The organism is Gudongella ferriphila (assembly GCF_046224405.1).
Classification (GTDB): domain Bacteria; phylum Bacillota; class Clostridia; order Tissierellales; family Tissierellaceae; genus Gudongella.
In genome coordinates this window covers 135,921-160,105 of the sequence record NZ_JBJXRK010000004.1, presented here as the reverse complement: position 1 = coordinate 160,105, position 24,185 = coordinate 135,921, and the positions used below count along the sequence as shown (strand labels likewise).

Annotated in this window: 18 protein-coding genes and 1 riboswitch; of the genes, 13 read left to right on the top strand and 5 right to left on the bottom strand. The window is 44.5% G+C overall.

What is annotated here, in order from left to right; all coding sequences use genetic code 11:
• Nucleotides 1–6: 6 nt before the first annotated feature.
• The 3 genes from ACKVDP_RS04870 to ACKVDP_RS04860 are packed head-to-tail and all read right to left on the bottom strand — an operon-like array spanning nt 7 to nt 4,663.
• Nucleotides 7–936 carry a YihY/virulence factor BrkB family protein gene (locus ACKVDP_RS04870; protein ID WP_409227684.1) on the bottom strand — a complete coding sequence of 310 codons (930 nt, stop codon included), beginning with the start codon at nt 934–936 and terminating at the stop codon, nt 7–9.
• A 27-nt stretch (nt 937–963) separates the two neighbouring features.
• Complete coding sequence (locus tag ACKVDP_RS04865; protein WP_409227683.1) at nt 964–2,952, bottom strand: S9 family peptidase; 1,989 nt, start codon at nt 2,950–2,952, stop codon at nt 964–966.
• On the bottom strand, nt 2,915–4,663 hold the full coding sequence (locus ACKVDP_RS04860) for a hypothetical protein (RefSeq protein ID WP_409227682.1): 1,749 nt from the start codon (nt 4,661–4,663) through the stop codon (nt 2,915–2,917). Before ACKVDP_RS04860 ends, ACKVDP_RS04865 begins: the two co-directional genes overlap by 38 nt.
• A 195-nt stretch (nt 4,664–4,858) precedes the next feature.
• Between ACKVDP_RS04860 and ACKVDP_RS04855 the strand changes: the two genes are divergently transcribed.
• Entirely contained in the window at nt 4,859–6,553 is a 1,695-nt protein-coding gene (locus tag ACKVDP_RS04855) for a M3 family oligoendopeptidase (protein ID WP_409227681.1), read from the top strand.
• 53 nt (nt 6,554–6,606) lie between these two features.
• On the opposite strand, the gene ACKVDP_RS04850 is transcribed toward ACKVDP_RS04855, so the two are convergent.
• On the bottom strand, nt 6,607–7,488 hold the full coding sequence (locus ACKVDP_RS04850) for an FUSC family protein (RefSeq protein WP_409227680.1): 882 nt from the start codon (nt 7,486–7,488) through the stop codon (nt 6,607–6,609).
• Between the two features lie 301 nt (nt 7,489–7,789).
• Between ACKVDP_RS04850 and hpf the strand changes: the two genes are divergently transcribed.
• The 12 genes from hpf to tsaD all read left to right on the top strand — a co-directional run bounded on the left by hpf (nt 7,790) and on the right by tsaD (nt 22,034).
• Nucleotides 7,790–8,326, top strand: coding sequence for a ribosome hibernation-promoting factor, HPF/YfiA family (hpf, locus tag ACKVDP_RS04845; protein WP_409227679.1), 537 nt, complete (start codon nt 7,790–7,792; stop codon nt 8,324–8,326).
• 105 nt (nt 8,327–8,431) lie between these two features.
• On the top strand, nt 8,432–11,185 hold the full coding sequence (gene secA / locus ACKVDP_RS04840; RefSeq protein WP_409227678.1) for a preprotein translocase subunit SecA: 2,754 nt from the start codon (nt 8,432–8,434) through the stop codon (nt 11,183–11,185).
• Between the two features lie 29 nt (nt 11,186–11,214).
• Nucleotides 11,215–12,322 (top strand): peptide chain release factor 2 gene (gene prfB / locus ACKVDP_RS04835; RefSeq protein ID WP_409227677.1). Its coding sequence is split into 2 segments (ribosomal slippage): nt 11,215–11,289 and nt 11,291–12,322, totalling 1,107 coding nucleotides; the frame shifts between segments, so codons are not numbered across the junction.
• A 43-nt stretch (nt 12,323–12,365) separates the two neighbouring features.
• Nucleotides 12,366–14,471 carry a Tex family protein gene (locus ACKVDP_RS04830; protein ID WP_409227676.1) on the top strand — a complete coding sequence of 702 codons (2,106 nt, stop codon included), beginning with the start codon at nt 12,366–12,368 and terminating at the stop codon, nt 14,469–14,471.
• Between the two features lie 12 nt (nt 14,472–14,483).
• Nucleotides 14,484–15,596, top strand: a complete 1,113-nt coding sequence (locus ACKVDP_RS04825) for an ATP-NAD kinase family protein (protein ID WP_409227675.1) — start codon at nt 14,484–14,486, stop codon at nt 15,594–15,596.
• Between the two features lie 513 nt (nt 15,597–16,109).
• On the top strand, nt 16,110–17,258 hold the full coding sequence (locus ACKVDP_RS04820) for an integrase core domain-containing protein (protein ID WP_409227674.1): 1,149 nt from the start codon (nt 16,110–16,112) through the stop codon (nt 17,256–17,258).
• Between the two features lie 181 nt (nt 17,259–17,439).
• A riboswitch (FMN riboswitch) is annotated at nt 17,440–17,554 on the top strand.
• A gap of 81 nt (nt 17,555–17,635) precedes the next feature.
• Nucleotides 17,636–18,244: an ECF transporter S component gene (locus ACKVDP_RS04815; protein WP_409227673.1), complete on the top strand. Its 609-nt coding sequence runs from the start codon at nt 17,636–17,638 to the stop codon at nt 18,242–18,244.
• Between the two features lie 131 nt (nt 18,245–18,375).
• Complete coding sequence (locus tag ACKVDP_RS04810) at nt 18,376–19,311, top strand: hypothetical protein (protein ID WP_409227672.1); 936 nt, start codon at nt 18,376–18,378, stop codon at nt 19,309–19,311.
• Between the two features lie 107 nt (nt 19,312–19,418).
• Nucleotides 19,419–19,874: a tRNA (adenosine(37)-N6)-threonylcarbamoyltransferase complex ATPase subunit type 1 TsaE gene (gene tsaE / locus ACKVDP_RS04805; RefSeq protein ID WP_409227671.1), complete on the top strand. Its 456-nt coding sequence runs from the start codon at nt 19,419–19,421 to the stop codon at nt 19,872–19,874.
• Nucleotides 19,871–20,566 carry a tRNA (adenosine(37)-N6)-threonylcarbamoyltransferase complex dimerization subunit type 1 TsaB gene (gene tsaB / locus ACKVDP_RS04800; RefSeq protein WP_409227670.1) on the top strand — a complete coding sequence of 232 codons (696 nt, stop codon included), beginning with the start codon at nt 19,871–19,873 and terminating at the stop codon, nt 20,564–20,566. Before tsaE ends, tsaB begins: the two co-directional genes overlap by 4 nt.
• Nucleotides 20,567–20,568: 2 nt before the next feature.
• Nucleotides 20,569–21,021 (top strand): ribosomal protein S18-alanine N-acetyltransferase, encoded by a 453-nt coding sequence (gene rimI, locus ACKVDP_RS04795; protein WP_409227669.1) that lies wholly within the window; start codon nt 20,569–20,571, stop codon nt 21,019–21,021.
• 5 nt (nt 21,022–21,026) lie between these two features.
• Nucleotides 21,027–22,034, top strand: a complete 1,008-nt coding sequence (gene tsaD, locus ACKVDP_RS04790) for a tRNA (adenosine(37)-N6)-threonylcarbamoyltransferase complex transferase subunit TsaD (protein ID WP_409227708.1) — start codon at nt 21,027–21,029, stop codon at nt 22,032–22,034.
• A gap of 141 nt (nt 22,035–22,175) precedes the next feature.
• Here tsaD and ACKVDP_RS04785 read toward each other — a convergent pair whose 3' ends face one another.
• A complete protein-coding gene (locus ACKVDP_RS04785) occupies nt 22,176–24,083 on the bottom strand; it encodes an ABC-F family ATP-binding cassette domain-containing protein (protein ID WP_409227668.1) in 1,908 nt (635 codons plus the stop codon).
• Nucleotides 24,084–24,185: the final 102 nt, after the last annotated feature.

Sequence of the window (24,185 nt, the reverse complement as noted above, 5' to 3'; positions counted from 1 at the left end):
CACAGCCTAGGCTGTGTCATTATCCTTGTTTTTTTCGAGGAATCCCAACAATACGCTTTTACCCTCCAGTGCTCTGTAGCCATTGGTCCTCAATAGCTCCAGTGTTGCATTGATCTCTCCGCCAAGTACAATGACTATGCTGCTTATGAAGAGCCAGACCAGAAGCACTATAACCCCTCCAAGGCTTCCGTAGGTCAGTGCATAGTTTCCAAAGTTGGAAACGTAGAATGAAAAAAGAAGCGAGAGGACTATCCAACTGATTGTGGTGAAGATAGCGCCAGGCAGGGTGGTTCTAAGGGGAACAGAGTGCCTGTGCTTGATGTTTGGGCTATACTTGTAAAGGAGTGCAAATGATAGGATCATAAAAAGTATTGGTATTATGAATCTAAGGTAATTCCACATTGTAACAAACAGATCCTCAATCCCCAGGAAGTTTGAAACCAGAATCCCTATCTGCCTTCCTGCAACCAGGGAAATGAAGACAACCAAAATCATTAAGATCAGGATCACTGTAAAAAGAAGGCTCAAGCCCTTCATTTTAAGGAAGGACCTGTTCTCGGAGTAATCGTATGCCTTGTTGATGGCCCTTATTACGGCCTTGACACCGGAAGATGCGGTCCAAAGTCCAGCAATTGCTGCAATTGACAAGAAGCTTTGTGAGCTTGCACTCACTACATCATCGTGGAATGTCTGAATGATTTCCTGAATGTCTGTTGGCATGTACTGGATAAGGTCCAATATAACATCCTCACGGCCCAGGGGAGTGTAGCTTATTATATTAAGGAGAACCATAAGAAATGGAAACAGGGATAGGATCAGAAAATATGTCAGCTGTGCCCCTGTTCCGACCACGTTGTTCTCAGTGAACCTGTAAGCCAGCTGATCCAGGAAAATCACAGAACGTTTCTTCATGTATTTTTTTATGTTGTTTTCCATAAAATCACCTGCCTTGAAAGCTGTACCTTACTTATCCAAATGCCTATCGAACCAATCTGTTATCTCCTTCAGTCTGCGAATTCTTCCCTGAGGTCTTCCACCTCTTGAAAGTCCATGGCTTTCATTCTTGAAAACAACCATCCTTGAATCGACCCCATGGTACTTAAGGGCGGTATACATCTGAAGTCCCTCCGGAATCCAGCAGCGATAGTCCTTGTCTGAATGTATGAATAGGGTAGGAGTCTCAACCTGGTCAGCGTACTTAAGGGGTGAATTGTCCCAAAGTGATGAATAGTCCTTCCAGGGAGTGGCCCCAACCTGGTCAGCTGCAAAATAATATCCTATATCTGAGGTTCCAAAGAAAGAGAACCAGTTTGAAATGCTCCTTTGGGACACTGCCGCCTTGAATCTCTTGGTGTGACCGATGATCCAGTTGGTCATGTACCCTCCGTATGAGCCTCCTGTCACACCCAGGTTTTCCCGGTCTATGGACGGACAGGTCTCCAGGACCTTGTCTGTAAATAGCATGATGTCTTCGTAGTCCATGAGTCCATATTTGCCGCGAATATCAGAGAATTCATTTCCATAGCCGTCACTACCCCTTGGATTCATGTATAAGACAAAGTAGCCAAGATTCGCCCAAAGCTGCATTTCATGGTGGAATACCCCACCAAATACGGTCTTTGGTCCTCCATGGATATGAAGGATGGCAGGGTATTTTCTGTGCTTGTCAAAGTCAACAGGCTTAAGAATCCATCCCGTTAGGCTTGTTTCCCCGTTGTTGAATGAAAGAACCATGGGGGTTGAAAGCTTTCTGTCCTGAACCACCCAATCGTTGAAGCTTGTCAATCTCTGCTCCTGATGATCCAGCCCATACAGTTCCTGAAGGTAGAGATCTCTCATGCCAATAAAGTATATGGTGTCATCCATGACATCGAAGTCGTCCACGGACCCTTCCTCCGTGGATATTTGCTCCAATTGCCCATCCAGGGAGATCCGGTACAGGTGACAGCTGTATTCCTTTGTACTAAGGAAGTAAAGATGATTGCCAGCAACCTTGAAGCCTCTGCCTGAGCCATACCTGCAGTCTGAATTCACTGAGCTCCACAGGGATAGGTCGGGTTCTGCAATTCGGACATAGGTTAGACCTTCATCCTCTGTTACGAAAATACGGGGATTCTCATTTACTCCATATTCCGCCATGTCTGTTCCGGCAAAAATGATCCTATCGTCAATATAGTCTGCATAGTAGTAGTTGAAATCCGATATGGGAGAAATTTTTTCACAGCTCCCGCTCATAAGGTCGAGCTGATAGATCTGATTGTAGGAGCTCATCTTGTCTGTGTATGAGGATGTCACAAGCAAGGCCTTCTCCTTGGAAGGATGCACGGAAATGCTTTCAACATTGGTGAACTCATCCGTTATGGGGGTTAGCCCTTCTGTGCTGCTGTCAAATATGTAGCACCTGGTTCTATTTTTGTTTGTATAGTCTCCGCCATCGGACCAGTAGGGTATTTCATCCAGGACCTGGAATTCGTTCTCCTTCTTCATCTCTTCAATTTTCTCTTCTATCTTTTTCTCATCAAGTCCCTGGATTTCACCCAGTCTTCTGTCGAAGGAGCCCAATAGAAGGTATTTGGTGTCCCTTATATGCTCTATTTTTGAAACGTTCAGATAGACCTGAAAAGCTTTTTTTGCCTCTCCTCCCCTGGTGGAGATTTCATAGAAGCTTGTGATGGGATATCCCTTGTCCTTTTTCTCCTTGTCATTCTTGTCCCTGAGGGAGGAGAAAAGTATCCTGTCCCTTCCCTTCCATATGAAGGAACCTTCTGAGTCAGAAGCAGTAAGCTGTCTTGTGCCATCTATCTCGTCCCATAGGTAGATGTTTGATAGGTACTTGTTTTCCTCTTCATCCGCAGTGTGCAAGACGAAGCCACAGGTTCTTCCGTCCGGTGAAATTTCAGTGCCTGAGAGGAATTTAAATCTCGTCAAGTCCTCCCGCTTTAGATTCTCCATAGCCTTCCTCCTTGTTGCCTTTAGTGTATTGGCCAATGTTAATGACAATATTTTTTCTGGGCTTGCTCCATTCCTCAAGGTGTGCAGCCACAACCCTGCCAGTTGAAGTCATTGATACAAGCTTATCAAAGCCCCTATTTGTTAATATACCCATAAATGTCATGTATCTTACCAACAAATACAGGTCATCCTCGCCTGAAGCGTCCAGATCAGCAAGGTAATTGCTGAGTACAGGGCCTTCCTTAAGATCCTTGACAAAATTGAGAAGCAGCTTCATCATCTGCTTGGAGCTTCTTGAATCCCCTTGAAGTAGTACCTTAAGGGTTTCCTGACTCCAAAACCCTCTCAGGTGGAGGGTGTACTGGTCTTCTCTGGACATGCTAAGGTACTCAGAGGCATTGGCAGTAACAGAAAGTATGTTTTTTCTTATTTTTAGAAGCTTCAGTCTAAGCCCCATATGAAAAAAGAAATGAACTATTGGCGTCTTCATCTGTCCCGGCCTGCTGAAATAAAGGGGATAATCTCCTTCGAGAAAATCCATTATGTTGTCCTGGTCCGCCTTTTTAACATGCTGCCTTTTCTCCGTAAGAGCAAGTGGATAGTCAAATACGTAGAGAAGGAATCTGTCAAAATCATTCAAGTAGCTTTTAACATCCTCCGATTCCTGGTCCCTTAACTGCAGGGAAAGTAGAGGATCTACCTGTGCCAGGGAGTTTCTCCTGATTATTTCCTTCAGATAATGAAATCTCTCCTTGCTGATTTGAAGGATTTCCTCATGGGCATCCTTGTACTTGCTTGAAATCCTTGACTTGTAGCTCAAGTAAACCTTGAGGGTATTGATATAGCTGTTGAATACAAGACCTGATGTGATGAATTTCTCGTATATGGCGTCTCCAAGCATATCCTTCACCGAAATCTTGTCAAGATCCTTGAAGCTGTATCCTTCCTCGCTCAGGTAGTATTCATAGAGCTCAATCATATTTGTCAGATGCTTTTCTATCTGGGTAGAGCTTTTCTTTGTTGAGAGATACTCCTCAAATTCATCCAGCTCCTGGTAAATTGGAATCAGGTCCTCGTTCTGGGGATCAAAAAATTTGTAGGCGCTTTGGTAAAAAAGATCATAGATTTTAAGGGCATCATTTTTCAGATAGATCTTCGTGCCTTCTGACCGCCTTTCCTGGTCAAGCTTGTTGAAGTCCTTAATCAGGATTCTGATAAATGAGTGGATAACAGATTTAGGAACAAAGCTCACCTCGCCAATCATCCTGCTGTTCCCAAGAACCGTTCCCAATCTGGACAGGAGGTAGTCTCCCTCCTTCAGGACATAGGAAACCTGGGGCTCAAGCAGTCTGTGCTCCTCCCCGGTCAAAACATCGGATACAACAACGTATGGCTCCTGGAATTCCTTGATCTGGAACAGGGAAACATATGATGCCGATTTCTCCCTTAGTATTTCAATCTCATCTTCAGAAAGGGAGTCATCCTCGAGAATCAGCCTCTCGCCAAAGGTCATGCCTTCCTTGTCCCTGTAATCGCAGCAAAGCCATATGTTAAATGGAAGCTTTGCGCTTTCCTCCTGCAAGAATGGATGCAATCCCAGCATCCTGTCGTAGATGTATTTAATTTCATCCTGCTTGTTGATGTATTTTATAAGCTTCTCAGTCGCCTTGCTTTCAAGGAGCTGAAGTCTATCATATTCCTTTGTATGCATAAAATCCTCCTTAATAATTCTTAAAACATTATACCCTAAGAGAATCACATATACAATAAAGGGGGTGAAATCAAAACAATTCTGAAATATTTACAGAAATGTTCAATTTACCTTAGGGCAAGTGAAAACATTCGCTGGTAATGTCAACCGGGATTCTGGTATATTGTAATTAGGAAAAATAACGGAGGTGCATAGATGAAATTTGGAGATTACAGATATGAACGACCTGACCTGGAGGGGATGGAAAAGGAGATAGGGAACCTTCTTGAAAGGTTCAAGCTAGCGGAGGGACCACAGGAACAAAGTGAGGTGATCAAGAGGATAACAGATATAAGAAACCGATTTGAGACCATGTACACACTGGTAAGCATAAGGCATTCCATTGACACAAGGGACCAGTACTATGAAAAGGAACAGGAGTTTATGGATGAAAACTCCCCAAGGTATACAAATATGGTCACAAAGTTTTACAGTGCCCTTGTCCAGTCTCCTTTCAAGGAGGAGCTTTCACAAAAGTGGGGTGAGCAGCTTTTCAGACTTGCCCACCTTCAGATAAAAACCTTCAGCGAGGAGATTATGGATGATCTTGTTATGGAAAACAAGCTATCCACAAGGTATGACAAGCTTGTGGCAGCTGCTGCAATCCAATTTGAAGGAAAGACAAGAAATCTCAGCCAGCTGCGACCCTTTATGGAATCTCCCGACAGGGAAATGAGAAAGAGGGCCTATGAGGCCTACACCTCATACTTTGAGGAGAAGGAGGAGGAGATCGGGGGAATATATGACCAGCTGGTAAAGGTCAGGGACAAAATGGCAAGGAAGCTTGGATATGGGACTTTTGTACAGATGGGCTATGACAGAATGTCCAGGTCGGATTATGACCATAGGATGGTGGAGAACTTCAGAAATCAGGTTCTAGGGAGTGTGGTCCCTGTTGTAGGGGAGTTGAAGGAAAGACAGAAGAGACGATTGGGGCTTGATGAGCTTTATTATTACGATGAACCACTTCAGTTTTTAAGCGGCAATGCCAACCCCAAGGGAGGTCCCGAATGGATCCTCCAGAATGGAATTAGAATGTACAATGAGCTTTCAAGGGAAACAGGAGAATTTTTCAATTTCATGGTCCAGCGGGACCTTCTGGACCTTCTATCCAAGGAGGGAAAAAGGAGCGGAGGCTACTGTACTGTAATTCCAGATTACAATGCACCCTTTATCTTTTCAAACTTCAATGGAACGAGCGGCGACATAGACGTGCTTACCCATGAGGCGGGGCATGCCTTCCAAACCTATATGAGCATGGACCACGAGCTTCCAGAATACAAGTTTCCAACCCTTGAAGCCTGTGAAATCCACTCCATGAGCATGGAGTTTTTAACCTGGCCATGGATGGAAAACTTCTTTGGAGAGGGTGTGGACAAGTACAAGTACAGTCACCTTGATGGTGCTGTGAGCTTTCTGCCCTATGGTGTGACCGTGGACGAGTTTCAGCACCTGGTGTATGAAAATCCTGGTATGACACCAAAGGAGAGGAAGGATACATGGAGGGAGCTTGAAAGAAAGTACCTACCATTTAAGGATTACCGCGGCAACGACTTTCTTGAAAGCGGAGGCTACTGGATGAGACAGGGACACATATTCTCAAACCCCTTCTACTATATAGACTATTGTCTGGCTCAGGTTTGTGCATTCCAGTTCTGGAGAAGGAGCCTGGAGGATAGGGAAGAGGCCTGGAAGGATTATCTGGAACTATGCAAGGCGGGAGGAAGCATGGCATTTACAGAGCTTGTCCGTCTGGCAGGATTGAAGGATCCATTTAAGGACGGAACCGTCCACTACGCCTTGGAGCCTGTAAAGAATTTTCTTGAGAACATTGAACATAAGGAGATTTAAGAGAAGAAAACAATGAAAAAACCACCTTCAGGTGGTTTTTGATTTAAAGCAAATTAATTCTCATGGTCCAGGAGATAGATAAGGTTTTTCAGCAATCTCTGGAGATGATAGTTGAAGATTATGTCGTTTTCAGCGATGATGGCCTTCTTCTCCCATATGGGAGTGAAGGAATAGAGCCTTTCAAGAAGGTCAAGATTGTCCGGGCTGATGATGGCAATGTGCTGCATCATCTGAAGGGCTGAAAGGTCGCTGTAAACGTCATATATTATCTTCAGGGTAATTTCAGATTCCGGTAGACCCTTTTTCTTAACAAGATTTATTTTAGTTTCACTTTGAATAAGCTCAAATATCTTTTCGATCTTGGTCAGTTCTGACTTGAAATCCTTAAGGTCCACCTTGTGACGTCCAACGACAAGCTTATAGGCATAATCCTTGGCTCCATGGATCATCCTCTCTGCGTACTTTTCAAACATCTTATTGCTGCTTGGTGCAGCCACAAAGTAATTTACTAGGACACCTATGGCTATTCCCACAAAAGTATCCAGAATCCTGCTGAGTGCATAGGGAATTATCTCAAAATCATGGTTCAGGGAAACAGCTATAAATACTATTGCGGATAGAGAAATAGCTTTTTTCCACCCAACAAGATTAAGTATATGGATGACAAGGATAATTCCAAGGCCCATGAAAATTTGGTTTCTGGGAAGGTACAATGCAAAAATGACAGCAACAATACCACCCATGACAGTACCCAGGATCCGGTTCTTGCCGGTTTCAAAGGATTCCGAAACCGTTGCCTGCATGGCGTGTATGGCACCTATACCAACAAAAAGGGGACTTTGCAGATTAAATACTTCGGCAATGAATAGTCCTATTGACACTGCTATTGCAGTTTTTATTGTCCGCATTCCTATCTTGTATTTCTTGATAACCATGACTATTCTCCTTCAACATATTCTTCATTATACTCTACCCCAATGCTTAAAAATTATCAAGAGGGTAATCCACAAAATAAAGCCCATTATGTTGCGTTTTCCACAGAGTTGCCCACAATATCCACAGAGACTTGTCAACTTATCCACATAAATAGGGCAATGTTATCCACAAGGCTGTACTTCTGATAAAAGCAGGCATGGAAAATACTGACAGGAAAACAGTGTTTAGTCACCGGCTCCCTGAGGGTATAATAGAGACAAATAGTATAAGAGATTATACTACATGAAAGGAGCTGGGTTTATGAAAATGAACTATACTGGAAAAAACATGGAGGTAACTGACGCACTAAGGGACGTAACGGAAAAGAAACTGAGCAAGCTTGAAAAATATTTTCAATCTGATATCTCAGGTAACGTTACATTCAGCACTGAAAAGAACAGGAAGATCATAGAAGTTACCATAAACCTTCCCGGCACTATCCTAAGGGCAGAGGAATCCAGTGATGATATGTACGCATCAATAGACAAGACTGTTGATATCCTGGAGAGACAGGTAAGAAAGCACAAGACAAAACTACAGAAAAGGTACAGGAACAATGACACCATTAGATTCGACAATGTACCTTCACTGACCAAGGAAGAGGAAGAGGACAAACCTAAGCTGGTAAGAAGAAAGAGATTCGGTTTGAAGCCGATGTCATCAGAAGAGGCAATACTTCAGATGGAGCTTTTAAGACACAATTTCTTCGTGTACATGGATGCTGAAACTGAGGAAGTATCAGTTGTTTATAAAAGAAAGGATGGAAACTACGGTCTGATCGAACCAGATTTCAACTAACATAATGGAGATTTCAAGCAGGGCCTAGGCCCTGCTTTTTTGATTTGGCACTCTCAATGATAAATGGTATAATTAAATGATGTTAATTTTGAGAGGATGATTTTGATGGGACTATTTGACAAGGTTTTCGGGACCTATAGCGAAAGGGAGCTTAAGAAGCTTGACAAAACGGTGGAGCAGATTCTTTCCCTGGAGACGGAGATCCAGAGCCTTAGTGACGAGGCACTTAAGAATAAGACAAATGAGTTCAAGGATAGATTCAGAAACGGCGAAGGCCTTAACGAAATAATGCCAGAGGCCTTTGCGGTTGTTAGGGAGGCATCCTGGAGGGTTCTTGGAATGAAGCACTTTCCTGTGCAGATTTACGGTGGGATAATACTTCACCAGGGTCGTATAGCCGAGATGAAGACAGGTGAAGGTAAGACCCTTGTAGCTACATTGCCTGCATATCTTAACGCCATAACTGAGCTTGGAGTCCACGTGATAACTGTGAACGACTACCTTGCAAAGCGTGACAGACAGTGGATGGGCAAGGTTTTTGAATTTCTTGGACTGACTGTGGGTTGCGTGGTGCATGGGATGAACAACAAGGAAAAGAAGGAAGCCTACGAGGCGGACATAACCTACGGTACAAACAACGAGTTCGGATTTGACTACCTAAGGGACAACATGGTCATCTACAAGGAAGAGATGGTTCAGAGAAATCTCTACTATGCAATAGTGGACGAGGTTGACTCCATACTTGTTGATGAGGCAAGAACACCACTGATAATTTCAGGAAAAGGAGACAAGTCCACCAGCCTTTATGGTATGGCGGACAACTTCGCAAGGTCACTTTCATCAAGGAAGCTTGATCCTGAGGAGACCAAGTCGGACCCCTTCAACAGGGAGATAAAGGAAGAGACGGTTGATTACCTGATAGATGAAAAAGCCAAGAGCATTGCCCTTACAGACAAGGGAACCGCTAAGGCAGAAAGCTTCTTCGGAATCGAAAACCTGGCGGATGTTGATAACATGGAGATAGCACACCATATCAACCAGGCAATTAAGGCAAGAAGCATAATGAAAAGGGACATAGACTATGTTGTGCAGGATGGCGAGGTTATAATCGTTGATGAGTTCACAGGGAGACTCATGTATGGAAGAAGGTACTCAAACGGACTTCACCAGGCGATTGAAGCAAAGGAAGGTCTGGATGTACGGAGTGAATCCAAGACCCTTGCAACAATAACCTTCCAGAATTACTTCAGGATGTATGAGAAGCTTTCCGGTATGACAGGTACTGCAAAGACTGAAGAGGAGGAATTCAGGGAAATCTATAACATGGACGTTGTTGAGATCCCGACAAACAAGCCAGTGGTAAGGGTTGACAACCCAGACAGCGTATACAAGACAGAACCTGGGAAATTCAGGGCTGTTGTGGATGAAATTAAGGAAAAGCACCAGCTGGGACAGCCGATTCTGGTTGGTACAATAACTATTGAAAGATCAGAGCTTCTTTCAAAGATGCTTAAGAAAGAGGGAATCAAACATGAGGTCCTCAATGCAAAGCAGCATGAAAGGGAAGCTGAAATAGTAGCACAGGCAGGTAGGTTTGGATCTGTCACCATTGCAACAAACATGGCTGGTAGAGGTACAGACATCGTCCTTGGAGGAAATCCGGACCATATGGCCAAGGATGAAATGAAGAAAAAGGGCTATGACGAGGAAGTGCTGGCATATGTGGATGGATTCTTTGATACTGATGACCAGGAGATAAAGGAAGCAAGAAAGGTCTACCAGGATCTTGTGAAAAGGCATGAGGAGGAAACCAGAAGCGAGCACGAGAAGGTGGTCCAGGCTGGCGGACTTCATATAATAGGAACTGAAAGACACGAGTCGCGACGTATTGACAATCAGCTTAGGGGTAGATCCGGACGTCAGGGTGACCCGGGAAGCTCCAGGTTCTACATCTCACTTGAGGATGACCTTATGAGGCTATTTGCAGGAGATAGGATCAAGGGAATAATCGACGGCATGAACATGCCTGAGGACGAGCCCCTTGAGCATGCCCTCCTTACAAAGACAATCGAGGGTGCACAGAAGAAGGTTGAGGGAAACAACTTCTCAATACGTAAGCATGTCCTCCAGTATGACGATGTAATGAACAAGCAAAGAGAAATCATGTATGGGGAGAGAAGGAAGGTTCTGGAGGGTGAAAACCTCAAGGACCACATACAGGAAATGGTCAGGGGCCTGGTTGTGGATAATGTTGAGCTTTACACCAGAGGCGAGAAGTATCCGGAGCAGTGGGATTTTGAAGGCCTTGAAACCTACCTGATGAAGCAGTTTGGATTCAAGCAGGGAATCTTCACCGGCATGGACATTGAGTCCCTGACAAAGGAAGATTTGATAGATAGGATCATGAAAAAGGCGGAAGAGGCCTACAAGGTCAAGGAATCCGAGTTTGGAGAGGACCAGTTCAGAGAAATTGAAAGGGTTGTACTCCTTCAGGTTGTTGACAAGAAATGGATGGACCACATAGATGCAATGGATCAGCTTAGACAGGGAATTGGTCTTAGAGCCTACGGGCAGCAGGATCCGGTCAGGGCATATCAGATTGAGGGCTTTGACATGTTCGAGGAGATGACAAGAAGCATTTGGGAGGATACGGTCGGACTTCTCTATCACGTGGTTAAGAATGAAAACATTGAGAGAAAAAGGGTTGCCCAACCGGTGAATGCAGTGGCACCAGGTCAGCAGCAGGAAAACAGGACTGTAGTCAACAAGGAGAAGAAGATAGGAAGAAACGACCCCTGCCCATGTGGCAGTGGAAAGAAGTACAAGAAGTGTCATGGAGACCCTACGAGACAGCAGTAAATTGGTTAAATTAGAAGGGATGTGAGATTGTGGAGAGCATATATCTTGACAGGGACCGCCTTTCGGAGATAAAGGAGACGGTCAAAGAATTGGGTGTTTCACTTTGACCTGCCTACACTAAGAAGCAGGGTAAAGGAGCTTCAGGAGGAATCCTACAAGGAGGACTTCTGGAACGATGTAAAAAGGGCTCAAGGGATAATGCAGGAAGTAAAGGCCATTAACAATGAAGTTGAACTTTATGAAAAGCTCATGGAGGACATCGAGGACACGGAGACCATGATTGAGCTTATAATTGAAGAGGACGACTTCTCCCACTACAAGGATGTCCGGAAAAACATCGATATTCTGGAAAGACGAACTGATAAGTTCAAGATTGCAACCCTCCTAAGCGGAGAGTTTGATCAGAGGAGCGCCATACTGTCAATCCATTCAGGTGCAGGCGGTCTGGAGGCTCAGGACTGGGCTGAAATGCTTTTGCGCATGTACAGACGTTGGGCAGAAGGCAAGGAGTACAGGGTCGAAACATTGGATCTTCAAGCGGACACCGAGGGTGGAATAAAATCTGTTACACTTCTAATAGAAGGCTTCAATGCATACGGATATCTACGAAGTGAGAAGGGAGTCCACAGACTTGTGAGGATTTCCCCCTTCGACTCCTCCGGGAAGAGGCATACATCCTTTGCAAGCATTGACGTGTATCCAGAGGTGGATGATGATGTTGAGGTGGAAATCAGTGAAAAGGATCTGAAAATTGACACCTACAGGGCTTCAGGTGCTGGTGGACAGCACGTAAACACAACTGACTCCGCCATAAGGATAACACATGTCCCAACTGGAATTGTGGTCCAGTGTCAGTCGGAAAGGTCCCAGCATTCAAACAAGGCAACGGCAATGAATATGCTCAAGGCTAAGCTGATACAATTGCAGCAGGAGGAGAACAAGGAAAAGATAGAGGACCTTCAGGGCTCCTATTCCCAGATAGCATGGGGATCACAGATCAGATCCTACGTATTCCATCCCTACAGCATGGTCAAGGATCACAGGACTGATGCAGAGGTGGGTGATGTAAGCCGTGTAATGGATGGCGATATCGACTACTTCATCAACGAATATTTGAAACAAAAGGCCCTTCAGTAGAAGGGCCTTTACACAAAAGTAAGTCTAGAAAGGTTGGTTTCACATGGATATAGTATCAAGGTTGGCTGAAGAGCTTAAACTTAAGAAAAAGCACATAGAGAATGTAATCCAGATGATTGATGCCGGGGACACAATTCCCTTTATCGCCAGGTATAGGAAGGAACAGACAGGGGAAATGACCGATGTGACACTTAGGGATCTTCATAACAGATTGGTTTACCTCAGAAATTTGGAGGCCAGGAAAGAGGAGGTAATAAGACTTGTTGCCGAACAGGAGAAGCTTACTCCTGAGCTGGAGAAGGAAATACTCAATTCCGACACCCTCCAGAGGGTTGACGACCTTTACAGACCCTTCAGACCCAAAAGAAGAACCAGGGCCACCATGGCAAAGGAGAAAGGACTGGAGCCTTTGGCAAAGGAGCTTATGCTCCAGGGAATGGACAAGAAGGACCTGGTTGCCCTTGCAACCACCTTTGTTGATGAGGAGAAGGAGGTTGCCGACTGGGAGGCTGCCGTTCAGGGAGCAATGGATATCCTTGCAGAGGACATTGCAGACGATCCGGACTTCAGAAGGTCAGTGAAGAACTACCTTTGGAGAAACGCCCTTATACAGACAGAGGCTGTGGAGAAGGATGCGGATTCAGTATATGAGATGTATTACGATTTCAAGGAGCCTGTAAACAAGGTTCTAAATCATAGAGTTCTTGCAATCAACAGAGGGGAAAAGGAAAAGGTACTTAAGGCCTCTCTCCACATAGAGGGGGATGACGGCGTCAAGATAATAAGGGACAGGCTGCTTAAGAATCCTCCAAACATATGCACAGGGTATGTTGATTCCGCCATCCAGGATGGCTACAAGAGGCTTCTTTACCCATCAGTAGAAAGGGAAATCAGAAATGACCTTACAGAGAGGGCAGAGGATGAGGCAATCAAGGTGTTTGCCCTGAATCTTGAACCCCTGCTTATGCAGGCACCCATAAAGGGCAAAACGGTTCTGGCAATCGACCCTGGCTTCAGGACAGGCTGCAAGGTAGCGGTTGTGGATGACACCGGGAAGCTTCTGGATAATACTACGGTGTTTCCAACTGAACCACAGAAGAAGATTGAAGCCACAAAAAAGACCTTGGCTGCTCTCATTGAGAAGTACAATGTAGAGCTGATTTCCATTGGAAATGGGACTGGATCAAGGGAGACTGAGGCAGTAGTTGCAGAGCTGATGAAGGAGATTCCCCAAAAGGTTGCCTACGCAATCGTAAACGAGGCAGGGGCATCAGTTTATTCCGCATCGGAGGTCGGTCAGAAGGACTTTCCGGATCACGATGTAACTGTAAGGGGTGCAGCATCAATAGGAAGAAGGCTTCAGGATCCTCTTGCTGAGCTTGTGAAGATAGATCCAAAGCATATAGGAGTTGGACAGTACCAGCATGACCTGAATCAGGGCAAGCTGGATGGTGCATTGACAGCTGTGGTTGAGGACTCGGTAAACAGGGTGGGCGTAGACCTTAATACTGCAAGCCCCTCCCTTTTGAGATACGTATCTGGAATATCCACAAAGGTTGCCAATGGTATTGTTGCACACAGGGAGGAAAATGGAAAGTTCAACAGCAGAAAGCAGCTGTTGAAGGTGAAGGGGCTAGGAGAGAAAACCTTTAAGCAATGTGCAGGTTTTTTAAGGATTCCAGGTGGAAAGGATCCCCTGGACAACACTGGAGTCCATCCCGAGTCATACCACATAGCCAAGGACATTATGGGCAAGGAACTGGATTCAATTAATCTTAAGGAACTTTCAGACAAGCTGCAGGTTGGACTTCCAACCCTGGAGGACATAATAAAGGAGCTTAAGAAACCAGGCAGGGACCCAAGGGATGAGATGCCAAAGCCGCTCCTAAGGGAGGACATATTGAAGCTTGAGGACCTTTCACCTGATATGGTGCTTAATGGAACAGTGAGAAATGTTGTTGATTTTGGTGCATTTGTGAATATAGGTGTTAAGCAGGACGGGCTTGTACACATATCTGAACTTGCTGATAAGTTTATCAAGCATCCCAAGGAGATTGTCAAGGTGGGGGACATAGTCAAGGTAAGAATAATTCAGGTTGACAAGAACAAGGGCAGAATTTCCCTGAGCATGAAGAACATAAGTGGATAGGAGGACTGAAGGATGAAGCTTGGCGTAATAGTAAACCCAATCGCAGGAATGGGTGGAAGAGTTGGATTAAAGGGGACAGACGGCCCGGAGGTCCTTGAAATGGCAAGAAAGATGGGAGCAAAGCCTGAATCACCCGGAAAAGCCGAAAAGGCACTCAGGACTCTCGTGCCTCTTAAGGATAGGCTAGAAATTCTTACCTTCCCAGGGGACATGGGTGAAAATGAAATGAGGAATCTAGGCTTTGAGCCTCTTGTATTGAATCATCTGGAGGAGAACACCACCCCTGAGGATACGGAAAGGGCCGCCAGAATGATGGTGGAAAAGGGTGTTGACCTTATAATCTTTGCCGGTGGAGATGGAACAGCAAGAAATGTCTATAATGCAATTGGTGAGGAGGTTCCTGTCATTGGAATTCCGGCAGGTGTCAAGATCCATTCAGGGGTTTTTGCCAATCATCCAGGTGCAGCGGGAGAAATTGCCTTCAATTATCTTCAGGACATGGAGATCGGAACAAAGGAAGCCGAGGTAATGGACATTGATGAGGAGGCCTTCAGAGAGGGCGTTGTAACCGCCAAGCTCTATGGCTACATGAGGATCCCCCATATGCCCGACCTAACCCAGGTTCAGAAATCCAGTGGATTTGCCGATGAGAAGGAAGCCATCGCAGGTATTGCCGAGAAGATAATCGAGGAGATGAGGGATGGAGTCTACTACATCATGGGCTCAGGAACAACCATAAGGCCTATCATGGAGGAGCTTGGACTTCCCAATACACTACTTGGAATTGATATCATCAAGGACAAGAAACTTGTGGCTTCTGATGTCAACGAAAAGCAGATTCTTGACACAATAGGGGATGAACCTGCAAAGATCATCGTCACTGTCATCGGTGGGCAGGGATATATCTTTGGACGGGGAAATCAACAGATAAGTGCTGAAGTGATCAGGAAGGTTGGCAAAAAGAACATAATAGTTGCAGCTCCAAGAAGCAAGATATTCTCACTCCAGGGAAGACCGCTTCTGGTGGATACTGGAGATGAGGAGGTCAACAATATGATGAACGGATACATCAAGGTTGTGTATGATTACTACACTGAGAGCCTTCAGGATGTGAAGGGACTATAGGGCAACCAGCATTGGTCAATGAACATTGAATAATGAACAATTGAAAGAAGTTGTCATTCCGAGCTTGTCGAGGAATCTAGCTTTTTAGGTAAGAAGTAAGAGTTAATATCTAAGAAGTAATAGGTAAGAAGTAAGAAAGTGGAAAGTATTTTTTCACTCTCAGGTATTTGCCCGCAGTTCTCGATTCAAGTCCGAGAAAAATCATCAGCTCGTTTTTTCCATTGATTCCTATGCCGCTTCGCTTGGAGGAATCAAGGCATTCCAAAATCCTTGCTGGATTTTTCAGTCGTTCTTTCATATGAACCGCTTGGCAAAGTACCGCTCGAGTGATAATTATCTGGTCATCCTCAGTGAAAGGAAGAATCTCAGACCCTTAAGCTGGACCTAGGGGTACGAGTTCAGGACATAGGTAACAAAAAACTTCAAGACATAGGTAACACTTTCTAATAAAATTACAGGTGAAAACTTGAGTAAGGGAGTGTTCATCTGATGCCTTGGAGGGAGAGAAGCGTTATGGATCAACGAGAAGAATTTGTCCTGAGAGCATTAAGTGAAGAAATGTCATTTACCCAACTCTGCGATGAATACGGAATAAGTAGAAAGACTGGGTACAAGTGGAAGGAAAGGTTTCTGAACCAGGGGAAGCCTGAGCTTTTCGATCAGAGCAAGAAACCACATTCATCCCCTAATGAGCTGAGTGAAGATGTAGTAATAAAAATCATACAAATAAGACATCAGCATCCATCATGGGGAGCAAAGAAAATAGCAAAGATAATAGAAAACACGGAAGGTCCTGGTGAATCCCCATCAATAAGTAGCGTCTACAGGATCTTGGGTAAAGCAAACCTTCTGAAGAAGAAAAGGGTCCACAATACAGAACCAACCTACAGGGAAAGTCTCCATAGGCTGATAGACCCAGTAGAACCAAACGATGTATGGACTATAGATTACAAAGGCTGGTGGATGAGCGAAGACATAAAAAGGTGCAATCCATTGACTATAAGGGATCTCAAAAGTAGGTACAACCTTGATATCAGATTGACAGAGCGTCAAGACATGGCATCGGTCAAAGCTGTAATGGAAAGGGCCTTTAGAGAGTACGGGTTACCAAAGGTAATCCGAAGTGACAACGGAAGTCCATTCGCTGCATACAACAGTCCGTTGGGAATAAGCAAGCTCTCAGCTACATGGATGGCATTAGGAATACTTCCAGATAGAATAGCACCCGGTAAACCCTATCAGAACGGCTCACATGAGCGAATGCACAGAGACCTTAAAGCTGATATTCAGAAAAGTAAAATGGGCGATGTTCAGTATTATCAAAACCAGTTGGATGAATGGCGATATGATTACAACAATATCAGGCCACATGAAGCTCTAGGGATGGTTACACCGTCAACTGTATACACAGTGTCACCTAGAAAATTCACAGGTTATATAGACGAAATAGAGTATCCAAATGGATTTGAAAGAAGAAAAGTCAACAAAACAGGCTGCATAATCTGGGAGAACCGTCCGATAAGGATATCTAGTGCTTTTTATGGATATCATGTAGGAATAACATACGAAGATGAACACACTCTAAAGGTATGGTTCAGTGATTTTCTGATAGGTGAAATTGACTTGACCTCATCTTCGTTCTATACTTTACCTATCATCTAGAGATAAAAAGAAGGGACATGTGTAACCCATGTCTTGAATCAAAAGTGTTACCCATGTCCTGGTTAAATCAGGTAATTGTGAATTGTGATCTGTGAATTGTGAGTTCAATCTTGATATTTTATTATCAAGATTGAAAAAATCTGCTTGACATAATAGATAACCTTCGATATTATAATAGTAGATATATCTTCAGGGCGAGGTGCAAGTCCTCACCGGCGGTAAAGCCCGCGAGCCGAAAGGTTGATCTGGTTAGATTCCAGAGCCGACAGTTAAAGTCTGGATGGAAGAAGATGATATTATCTTTAGTATTTATGCCCCGAAGATTGCTTTGGGGCTTTTTATATTCCCGAAGTAATAAAAAAACATGGAGGGATATTATGTATACACTTAGCAAGGAAGCATGGAACACCAGAATGATGGTTAAGATATCGGTATTGGGAGTGATCTCCTTTATATTGATGTTCTTCGAGATACCCCTGGTTTGGCTTGCGCCACCGTTTATCAAGATCGACATATCAGATTTACCGTCACTTATTGGGGCATTTGCAATGGGACCAATGGTTGGGGTCATAATTCAATTGCTTAAGAACGTACTTAATCTTGTAATTGAAGGAACCACAACCGGAGGAATCGGTGAGCTGGCAAACTTCGTGGTTGGAAGTGCATTTGCCTACACCGCTGGATTTGTATATTTCAAGAAGAAGACATTTGGAAGGGCAGTTGCAGGACTACTGCTTGGAACAGTTGTGATGACCATTGTCATTACAGTGGCAAACTACTATGTGATGTTCCCGTTCTATGCAAAGCTGTTTGGGTGGCCAATTGAGAGCCTGGTTGAAATGGGTACTGCAGTGAACAGCAATATTGTTGACTTGAAAACAATGATGCTATACTCCATTGTGCCTTTTAACCTGCTGAAGGGAAGCATGCTGACCGCCATAACAATTTTGCTCTATAAGAAGGTATCACCCCTTCTTCACAACTAGATAGCAAAACATGAACAAGGACCTGGAGTCCTTGTTTTTTGTTGGAATTCAAGGCTCATATGGAAATTGAGAATGTGCTGTGTTAAGCTTAGAAGGTAGGTGCTTTGAAAAATACAATTGAGAGGTGTCGTATGCTTGATAGGTTGAATGAAGAGATATTTGAAATAAAAAAAAGACTGAGGGAGTACAACAAGTTGAAATCTCTTAGAGAAGCAATGCAGGATGAGCTGAGCCAGCTCGTACAATCCAGAGGAGACCTGCTCCAACGGCATGAAAAGGAGCTTAAGGATGTAGAAAATCTGGAGAAGTCGGGAGTAAAATCCCTTTTTCTATCAATAACAGGAAAAAGGGAGGAGTACCTTGAAAAGGAAAAGGAGGAGCTCCTGCGGGCAAAGGCCAGCTATGAAGAATGCCAGACAAACATCCAGGACCTTGAAAAGGACCTGGCCGAGGCAGATATGCTTCTATCCCAATTTGGAGACGTTGAGGGCAATTATAAGCAGCTACTTAAGGAAAAGGAAGAGCTCCTCATTGAGTCTGGAGGAATTCAGGGGAAAGCCCTAGGTGAAAGGCTGATCAGGGCTGATGAGCTGGAGGTAGACATCAAGGAAGTCAAGGAGGCAATTGCAGCGGGCAGGTCCACTCTTGAATCACTAGAGGGTGTAAGGGAGAAATTGGATTCTGCAAAAGGCTGGGGTACCTGGGACCTGCTCGGGGGAGGACTTGTCTCAAACCTTGCGAAGCATTCTGCAATAGATGAAGCAAACAGAAGGGCCAGGCAGGTCCAGCACCAGCTGAAGGCCTTCAGGAAAGAGCTGTCAGATGTCAATGAGTTTACAGACATAGAGGTAAATATTTCAGCCTTCGCTTCCTTTGCAGACTTCTTCCTGGATGGTTTGATTGCAGACTGGTTCGTTCAATCCAGAATAAACGACTCAATAAGCCACGTTGAGGACGCAAATGGAAGTATCGAAAACATAGTGCGGGAGCTTGAAAATAGACTGGCAGGTCTTGAGGAAGACCTCAAATCAACCAAGGAAGAAATTGGTGAGATTCTCCAAAACTAGGGTTTTTCTAATATATTGCCCAAAATATTTGTCTAGTGGATTTTCATTTGGTATAATTGAGTATTGACGTGATTGGGTAACAGTAGTTAGAAATGGGAAGGTAAAGCATGAGAATAGAGCTTAAGGGAATAGAAGAAACAGATACATTTGGCAAAAGACTGGGTGAGCTGGTGGAAGCTGGTGATGTAATATGCCTAAACGGTGATCTTGGAGCCGGAAAGACCACTATAAGCAAGTCCGTTGGATTGGGACTTGGAGTGGAGGATTACATCACAAGCCCAACCTTTACAATAATAAATGAGTACCAAGGGAGACTTCCCCTGTATCATTTTGACGTGTACAGACTTAATGATGGGGAAGACCTTTATGATCTTGGGGTAGAGGATTATTTCTACGGAAAGGGAGTCTGTCTGATTGAATGGGCCGAAAACATACAGGAGTACCTTCCTGATGACAGACTTGAGCTTTGGATTTACAGGACAGAAAATCCCGATGAAAGAATTGTTGAGTTGAAAGCATTTGGAAATAGAAGTGAGTTTCTTGCTAAGGAGCTGATCAAATGAAAATACTGGGACTGGATACCTCCACAATGATGACCACCTGCGCCGTTATGGAGGATGAAACATTGCTTGGAGAGTTTTCCCTAAGCCTTGATATGAGTCATTCAGAGGCACTTGTGCCCATGATAGGCGAGCTGATGGATAATCTGGGGATGAAGATAAGGGATATGGATGGATTTGCGGTATCAAAGGGACCAGGGTCATTTACAGGCCTTAGGATAGGCCTTGCAACAGCAAAGGGTTTCGCCCATGTAACTGACAAACCCATCGTTGGGGTATCCTCCTTGGAGGTTTTGGCCGATAACATGTACGGACATGAAATTGTTGTCCCAATGATGGATGCCAGAAGGGACAGGGTCTTTACTGCAATATACACCATGGAAAACGATCGGTGGATTCCAGTGCTCAAGCCTGATGCCCTACCTGTGGAGGAACTGATCCATATAATCAACAGGGACCATGACAAGGCAATACTGGTTGGAGACGGAGCGGTCAGATATAAAAATGAGTTTAATGAAGGTCTGGGAAATAAGGCACTATTTGCACCGGGCAGCCTAAACCTAAGCCGAGCTGCCAGCGTCTGCAGACTAGGCATGATAAAGCTTAGAAGTGGACAGTTTGATGACATGTTTACAATGGCACCTGAATACCTGCGGGATTCCCAGGCTCAGAGAATGCAGAAAAAGATGAGGTAATTATGAAAATCATATTGAGAGAAATGACTGAGAAGGACATCGATGATGTATTGGAAATTGAGAAGGCTTCCTTTAGTACGCCATGGTCCAGAGAATCCTTTCAGAAGGAGATTGTTGAGAATGTCCTTGCGGTCTACATTGTGGCAGAGGTCGACAACAAGGTTACGGGATATGGAGGATTGTGGAAGATTCTTGATGAAGGGCACATAACCAATGTTGCCGTAAAGAAGGAGTTCAGGGGCAAGGGGATTGGAGATGCCCTTGTAATGGGAATCGTGGATTATTGTGACAGGACGGGGATACCGGATATCACCCTTGAAGTCAGGGAATCCAACTTGGTGGCCAGAAATCTTTACCGGAAGCATGGTTTTAGGGATGCCGGCAAGAGGCCGGGTTATTATTCCGACAACAATGAGGATGCAATAATAATGTGGAGAAAGAAGAGCTTGAGGTGAATATGATGTTAACATTGGCAATAGAGACATCCTGCGATGAGACGTCCTGTGGAGTCGTTAGGGATGGGAGAGAGGTACTATCGAATATAATCTCCTCACAGATAGAAATTCACAGGGAATACGGAGGTGTGGTGCCTGAGATTGCATCCAGAAAGCACATCGAGGGGATAGATGTAATAGTTCAGGAAGCCCTGGATAAGGCCCAGGTCGGCTTTGAGGATATAGACTTCATAAGTGTAACTCAGGGTCCAGGACTTGTGGGTGCTCTTCTGGTGGGACTGTCAACGGCTAAGGCAATGGCATATGGACTTGATATCCCCATAGTTGGAGTTAACCACATAGAAGGACATATCTGTGCCAACTATATTGAGCACAAGGACCTTGAGCCACCCTTTACCTGCCTTATAGTGTCAGGAGGTCATTCATATCTTATTGACGTTCTTGATTACAGCAGCTACAAGCTTTATGGAAGGACCAGGGACGATGCGGCTGGAGAGGCCTTTGACAAGGTTGCAAGGGCATTGGGTCTGCCATATCCCGGCGGGCCATTCATCGACAGGTTGGCCATGGATGGAGATGGGTCTGCAATAGATTTTCCAAGGGTGTTTTTGGAGGATGACAGCTATGATTTCAGCTTCAGTGGGCTTAAAACTGCAGTTCTTAACTACCTGAACCAGTTGAAGCAGAAGGATGAGGAGCCTGTTGTAGCAGATGTGGCTGCAAGCTTTCAGCAGTCGGTTCTTGAGGTAATGGTGGAAAAATCCTTTAGGCTGGCAAGGGAAACCGGAAGGGACAGGATAGTAATTGCCGGAGGAGTTGCCGCCAATAAGGGCTTAAGGGAAATGATGGAGAATCGAGGGAGGAAAGAGAATGTGGATATCTTTTATCCATCCATTCAGTTATGCACAGACAATGCTGCTATGATTGGTTCCGCAGGCTACTATAATTTCATCAACGGCAAGGTCTCGGACCTTAACATGAAGGTAATGCCCAATCTAGGGTTTCTAGACTAAAAACCATCCCCAGGATGTCCACAACATATGGGGATGGTTTTTCATTTGCCTGTGGATAATGTGGGAAAAAGAAGGAAAGTTACTGATATACAGTGGATAACTAGGTGTAAACCTGTGGACAATGTGGATATGTTGTAATGATTACTCTCCAAACTCCATCCACTGTGCATAAATCACCTCCAGCATCTTGTGAAGATCGTCCCTGTCCTTGGAAAGCTTAAGTACCTCCTGATGGTTGTTATATATCTCAGGGTCGGAAAGCTTTTCATCTATCCTTTCAATTTTTTCCTCTAGTCTTGAGATATCTTCCTCCAGCTTATTGATGGTCTTTTTTCTTTCCCTCTCCCTTCGAAGCTCTTCCTTTTCCTTCCTTTTTTCCTGCTTGAGCTGAGTTTTGGTTTTCTCCTCTTCCTCCTCCTCCAAGTCCAGTGAGAGGAAGGCCTTTTTCTCTACATAATAATCGTAGTTGCCCATAAATTCGGTTACACCCTCTTCAGTCAGCTCCAATAGCTTAGTGGTAACCTGATTCAGGAAGTATCTGTCGTGTGATATAACAAAAATAGTTCCGGAGTAGTTTTTCAGAGCATCCTCAAGGACCTCCTTGGAGTCAATATCCAGATGGTTTGTGGGCTCATCCATAAGAAGGAAGTTTGACTTTGAAAGCATAAGTTTCAGAAGGGCAACCCTTGCCTTTTCTCCGCCGCTGAGCTCGTTTATCTCCTTGAAAATATCATCACCTACAAAAAGAAATTGGCTAAGGTAGGTCCGTATCTGATAATGGTCAAGGAGAGGATATTCATCCCAGATTTCATCCAGAACTGTCTTATCGAGACTAAGGTCACTCATCTCCTGGTCGAAATAGCCTGGGTATACATGCTGACCGAGCTTTACAAAGCCCTCGTCCAACTCAACCTGTCCAAGCAGTATTCTGAAAAGGGTTGTCTTGCCGATTCCATTTGCACCTATAAGACCGACCTTTTCTCCCCTGTAGATGTCAAGTGAGATATCCTTAAGTAGCTTAAGGTCGCCAAAACTCTTGCAGATTCCCTCTGCATGGAGCACGTCCCTTCCAGATCTGGTTTCAGGATCAAAATGGAAGGATGCCTTCTTCGATTCATTAAGCTTTGGCAACAGCTTGATCTTATCCAGCATCTTCTGACGGCTGCGAGCCTGCTTGACATACCTTTCACCGCCATAGTTCATAAATCTCTGGATAATCTCCTCCTGCCGCTTTACTTCCCTTTGCTGGTTTTCATATTGACGTTTCATTATTTCCAGTTCCTTTTTCCTTTGTACCATAAAGCCTGTATAATCAGTATTGTAGCTTCTGAGGCTCCTGTTTTCCATGTGGAAGATCCGGTTTGCCACATTGTCCAGAAAGTACCTGTCATGGGAAATGATAAGACTTGAACCCCTATAGTCCCTTAGAAACTTTTCCAGCCAGGTGATGGCATCTATATCCAGATGGTTAGTAGGTTCGTCCAATAGAAGAAGGTCCGGTTTTTCCAATAGAAGCTTTGCAAGGGACAATCTCGATTTCTGTCCACCGCTGAGGATTTCCACTTGCCTTTCAAAATCCTCCTCAACAAAACCGAGACCCTTGAGGACCCCCCTAATTTCCGACTTGTACCCATAGCCCTTAAGGGCAGTAAACTCCTCCAGCATATGGCCGTATTCATCCATGAGCCTCTCCAGATTTTCATCCGCGTTCTCACCCGCCCTTGAAATCTCGATTTCCATTTCCCTTAAGCGGTTCTCCATAATTATAAGGTCTTCAAAAACCGTCAGGCATTCCTCGAAAACATTTAGCCTGCTGTCTATTTTTGTATGCTGCTCAAGATATCCAATTCTTGTTCCACGCTGCACCTGAACCTGTCCCTGGTCCATAGGAAGCTTTCCTGAGAGTATCTGAAAAAGTGTTGTCTTTCCAGTTCCGTTCAGGCCCAGAACACCGATTTTATCCCCAATTTCCACATGGAAGCTGATATCCTCAAGGATTGGGTCGACAACATAGGTTTTATATATATGGTTAGCTGTTAGTACTGGCATTTTTATCCCTCCATGATTCCTATGACCATTCTAACAGAAAAAACATCTCTTTAAAAGTTAAATCAATGGCTTCAGGGGAGACAAAAAAGATTGTTAAAGGCC